This window comes from Collinsella sp. CM84Y_54 (assembly GCF_036317945.1).
Classification (GTDB): Bacteria; Actinomycetota; Coriobacteriia; order Coriobacteriales; family Coriobacteriaceae; genus Collinsella.
Genome location: NZ_JAWQCX010000008.1, coordinates 1 through 5498 on the forward strand (window position 1 = coordinate 1; position 5498 = coordinate 5498).

Here is a 5498-nt window from a genome sequence, read left to right on the forward strand (position 1 = left end):
CGGTCTGGCAATATATCTCCTTGCCGCGCGGCCCGGTCGGACCGGATGAGCCGCGCAGGCGTGCACCTTGAGAACCGGATACTGCGAGGATGGACACTTCAAGTGTCGCATCCGGGCAGACATCGAACCATTTGAAATGGTCTAACTTGGATTTGTTTTTCGCAAGGCCGCCGAGAGGCGGCCCCGAGAAATTCCTTTTCCTATCTAATAGAACCATATGAATCGAACGGAACCGATCAGCGATGACTGAGAGGACCGGACGGGCTCGAGGCCCATATATTTTGGACGGAGAGTTCGATCCTGGCTCAGGATGAACGCTGGCGGCGCGCCTAACACATGCAAGTCGAACGGCACCTGCCCTCGGGCAGAAGCGAGTGGCGAACGGCTGAGTAACACGTGGAGAACCTGCCCCCTCCCCCGGGATAGCCGCCCGAAAGGACGGGTAATACCGGATACCCCGGGGTGCCGCATGGCACCCCGGCTAAAGCCCCGACGGGAGGGGATGGCTCCGCGGCCCATCAGGTAGACGGCGGGGTGACGGCCCACCGTGCCGACAACGGGTAGCCGGGTTGAGAGACCGACCGGCCAGATTGGGACTGAGACACGGCCCAGACTCCTACGGGAGGCAGCAGTGGGGAATCTTGCGCAATGGGGGGAACCCTGACGCAGCGACGCCGCGTGCGGGACGGAGGCCTTCGGGTCGTAAACCGCTTTCAGCAGGGAAGAGTCAAGACTGTACCTGCAGAAGAAGCCCCGGCTAACTACGTGCCAGCAGCCGCGGTAATACGTAGGGGGCGAGCGTTATCCGGATTCATTGGGCGTAAAGCGCGCGTAGGCGGCCCGGCAGGCCGGGGGTCGAAGCGGGGGGCTCAACCCCCCGAAGCCCCCGGAACCTCCGCGGCTTGGGTCCGGTAGGGGAGGGTGGAACACCCGGTGTAGCGGTGGAATGCGCAGATATCGGGTGGAACACCGGTGGCGAAGGCGGCCCTCTGGGCCGAGACCGACGCTGAGGCGCGAAAGCTGGGGGAGCGAACAGGATTAGATACCCTGGTAGTCCCAGCCGTAAACGATGGACGCTAGGTGTGGGGGGACGATCCCCCCGTGCCGCAGCCAACGCATTAAGCGTCCCGCCTGGGGAGTACGGCCGCAAGGCTAAAACTCAAAGGAATTGACGGGGGCCCGCACAAGCAGCGGAGCATGTGGCTTAATTCGAAGCAACGCGAAGAACCTTACCAGGGCTTGACATATGGGTGAAGCGGGGGAGACCCCGTGGCCGAGAGGAGCCCATACAGGTGGTGCATGGCTGTCGTCAGCTCGTGTCGTGAGATGTTGGGTTAAGTCCCGCAACGAGCGCAACCCCCGCCGCGTGTTGCCATCGGGTGATGCCGGGAACCCACGCGGGACCGCCGCCGTCAAGGCGGAGGAGGGCGGGGACGACGTCAAGTCATCATGCCCCTTATGCCCTGGGCTGCACACGTGCTACAATGGCCGGTACAGAGGGATGCCACCCCGCGAGGGGGAGCGGATCCCGGAAAGCCGGCCCCAGTTCGGATTGGGGGCTGCAACCCGCCCCCATGAAGTCGGAGTTGCTAGTAATCGCGGATCAGCATGCCGCGGTGAATGCGTTCCCGGGCCTTGTACACACCGCCCGTCACACCACCCGAGTCGTCTGCACCCGAAGTCGCCGGCCCAACCGTCAAGGGGGGAGGCGCCGAAGGTGTGGAGGGTGAGGGGGGTGAAGTCGTAACAAGGTAGCCGTACCGGAAGGTGCGGCTGGATCACCTCCTTTCTAGGGAGATAAATTCTTAGAGAGAAACACTTTAACTCGAATAGAGGGCAGGAGCCCGTCCGGTAGATGTCCCGCCAGGATGAAGTCCCCGCAGCACCCGGTCCCCGGGGTCGCACCCGCGTACCTTGAGAGCCGCATAGCGATAGGAGAGAGATGGAAGATCCAATTCTTCCAGACTCGATTCTTTTCTGCGATTTAAAGACAGAATGATAGCAATCATTCATCCGATCCAAACAAGAAGAATTCACTTATATATGAGTGAGGAGCATCTGATCGCGAGCACAGTGAGGACACTGTGCCGCGGTATGAGATACCCGAATTGCGACATACGAGCGCTATTCATGATATCGATTAATTAATTTAATTTAGCGACACGTGGATATCCCGCGGGCCCGGAGCGGTCCCGCAAGATACCACGGGCGCACGGCGGATGCCTTGGCACAGGGAGCCGATGAAGGACGCGGCAAGCTGCGATAATCCCCGGCGAGGAGCACACATCCTTCGACCCGGGGGTCTCCGAATGGGCGAACCCATCCGTAGAGGTACGGATATCCCGACCCTGAACGCATAGGGGCCGGGAGGACAACCCGGGGAACTGAAACATCTAAGTACCCGGAGGAGAGGAAATCAATCTCGAGACTCCCCGAGTAGCGGCGAGCGAAAGGGGACCGATGGCCAAACCGTCGAGCGGGCATACCCGGCAGGGGTTCCGCCGACGGGGTTGCAGGGCCGCGCATCCGGGGGCTGCCGCCCCCGGGCGCAGGTCCGGCTGGGGAGCGGAACGGCATGGGAGGGCCGGCCGCAGCGGGTGACAGCCCCGTACGCGAACCCAGACCGGACGGCGCGACGCGGTCCCTGAGTAGGGCCGGGCACGTGAAACCCGGTCCGAACCTGGGTGGACCACCATCCAAGCCTGAGTACTACCCTGTGACCGATAGCGCACCAGTACCGTGAGGGAAAGGTGAAAAGCACCCCGGGAGGGGAGTGAAACAGTACCTGAAACCGTGCGCCCACGAGCAGTCGGAGCACCCTTCGGGGTGTGACGGCGTGCCTTTTGTAGAATGAGCCAGCGAGTCGCTGGCGCGGGGCGAGGTTAACCGAAAGGGAGCCGAAGCGAAAGCGAGCCTTAACAGGGCGACTTGAGTCCCGCGCCGCGGACGCGAAGCCGGGTGAGCTATCCGTGGGCAGGCTGAAGCGGGGGTAAGACCCCGTGGAGGGCCGAACGCACGTCGGTTGAAAACGGCGGCGATGACCTGCGGATAGGGGTGAAAGGCCAATCAAACCCGGAGATATCTCGTTCTCCCCGAAATAGCTTTAGGGCTAGCGTCGCGCGTTCACCGCCGGAGGTAGAGCACCGGATGGACGAGGGGGCTTCGCCGCCTACCGAATCCAACCGAACTCCGAATGCCGGCGGCCCAGAGCGCGGCAGTCAGAGCATGTGGGCTAAGCTGTGTGCTCGAGAGGGAAACAGCCCGGACCGCCCGCTAAGGTCCCCAAGTTCCAGCCGAGTGGCAAAGGATGTGCGTCCGCCCAGACAACCAGGATGTTGGCTTAGAAGCAGCCATCCATTCAAAGAGTGCGTAACAGCTCACTGGTCGAGTGGACATGCGCCGACAATACACGGGGCTAAGCTGGACACCGAAGCGGCGGGATTTTGATTTACAGAATCGGTAGGGGAGCTTCCCATGGGCGGAGAAGCCGTCAGGGCGACCGACGGTGGAGCGCATGGGAGTGAGAATGCTGGCATGAGTAGCGAGAGACGAGAGAGTAACTCGTCCGCCGTGAACCCGAGGTTTCCTGGGCAAGGCTAATCCTCCCAGGGTCAGTCGGGGGCTAAGGCGAGGCCGGAAGGCGTAGCCGACGCGCAGCAGGCAGACATTCCTGCACCGCGCACGCGGCGCTACGACCGACGGGGCGACGGATGGGGGTGGCTCGGCGGGGTTCTGGACGTCCCCGTGATGGAGCGCGGCCCGCGGACCAGGGAAATCCGGTCCGCACGAGGGCGAGGCTCCGGACGAAGCGACTGAGCGAAGCGAGTGAGCCCGAGGTCCCTAGAAAAACCCCTAGGCAGGCGCGTGCGCGCCCGTACCGCAAACCGACACAGGTGGGTGGGTAGAACATACCGAGGCGATCGGGTCAACCATGGTCAAGGAACTCGGCACAATGGCCCCGTAACTTCGGGAGAAGGGGTGCCCGCGCGTACGTGAACGGACTTGCTCCGGGAGCGGAGGCGGGCCGCAGTGGAGAGGCCCAAGCGACTGTTTACCAAAAACACAGGACTCTGCAGAAGCCGCAAGGCGACGTATAGGGTCTGACGCCTGCCCGGTGCCGGAAGGTCACGCGGAGGAGTTAGCGCATCGCGCGAAGCCCCGAAGCCAAGCCCCGGTAAACGGCGGCCGTAACTATAACGGTCCTAAGGTAGCGAAATTCCTTGTCGGGTAAGTTCCGACCTGCACGAAAGGCGCAACGACTTGGGCGCTGTCTCGACCATGGACCCGGTGAAATTGCACTGGTCGTGAAGATGCGACTTACCCGCGGAAGGACGGAAAGACCCCGTGAACCTTCACTGCAGCTTGGCATTGGCCGCTGGTCCCGCGTGTAGAGGATAGGCAGGAGGCTAAGATCCGGAGGCGCCAGCCCCCGGGGAGCCGCCCTTGGAATACTGCCCTCGCGCGACCGGCGTCCTAACCCGAGGCCGTCAACCGGCTCGGGGACCGTGCCAGGCGGGCAGTTTGACTGGGGCGGTCGCCTCCTAAAGGGTAACGGAGGCGCGCGAAGGTCCGCTCGGGACGGTCGGCAACCGTCCTTTTGAATGCAAGAGTACAAGCGGGCTTGACTGCGAGGCCCACAAGCCGAGCAGGTGCGAAAGCAGGCTCTAGTGATCCGGCGGCCCCGAGTGGGTGGGCCGTCGCTCAACGGATAAAAGGTACTCCGGGGATAACAGGCTGATCTTGCCCAAGAGTCCACATCGACGGCAAGGTTTGGCACCTCGATGTCGGCTCATCGCATCCTGGGGCTGGAGCAGGTCCCAAGGGTACGGCTGTTCGCCGTTTAAAGCGGTACGCGAGCTGGGTTCAGAACGTCGTGAGACAGTTCGGTCCCTATCCTCCGTGGGCGCAGGAGAATCGATGGAGGCTGCCCCCAGTACGAGAGGACCGGGGTGGACGCACCTCCGGTGAACCGGTTGTCGACCAACGGCACGGCCGGGTAGCCGCGTGCGGCGCGGATAACCGCTGAAGGCATCTAAGCGGGAAGCCGTTCCAGGGATTAGTTCTCCTTCCGGTAAGGGCCCAGGTAGACTACCTGGTCGATAGACGGCAGGTGCAAGGACGGCGACGTCCTCAGCCGAGCCGCACTAATCGCCCGAGCTCTTCCGGAACCGCACCTCGCGGCCCGCGGGACTTAGCGCTTGCGCGGTCCGGGCACGAGGATGCCCCCGAGTCACTCCCCCCTATACGCCATGCGGCCCCCAGGGCACGTGAGAGAGACACCGGACACCGTAACGGTGGGCGCCGCCCACCGGTCAGCGGCCAGAGCATGGGGGGCACGCCCGGTCCCGTTCCGAACCCGGAAGCTAAGCCCCATCGCGCCGAGAGTACTGCGGGGTCAGCCCGTGGGAGGCCAGGGCGCCGCTGACCGGTGGACGGCACCGAGCCGTCAATCGACTTGAAGAAGGGGGAGGCCTCGCGGCCTCCCCCTTTTTTGCGTT

The 5498-nt window shown here is 63.4% G+C and carries 3 rRNA genes; all 3 read left to right on the plus strand.

Annotated features, from left to right (window positions below):
- The first annotated feature begins 282 nt into the window (after window positions 1–282).
- The 3 genes from V2391_RS09590 to rrf all read left to right on the plus strand — a co-directional run bounded on the left by V2391_RS09590 (window position 283) and on the right by rrf (window position 5427).
- Window positions 283–1789: ribosomal RNA gene (locus V2391_RS09590) — 16S ribosomal RNA — on the plus strand.
- Between the two features lie 403 nt (window positions 1790–2192).
- Window positions 2193–5168 (plus strand): 23S ribosomal RNA (locus V2391_RS09595).
- Between the two features lie 143 nt (window positions 5169–5311).
- A 5S ribosomal RNA gene (rrf, locus tag V2391_RS09600) occupies window positions 5312–5427 on the plus strand.
- Together the 16S, 23S and 5S rRNA genes form the textbook arrangement of a ribosomal RNA operon.
- Window positions 5428–5498 lie beyond the last annotated feature (71 nt).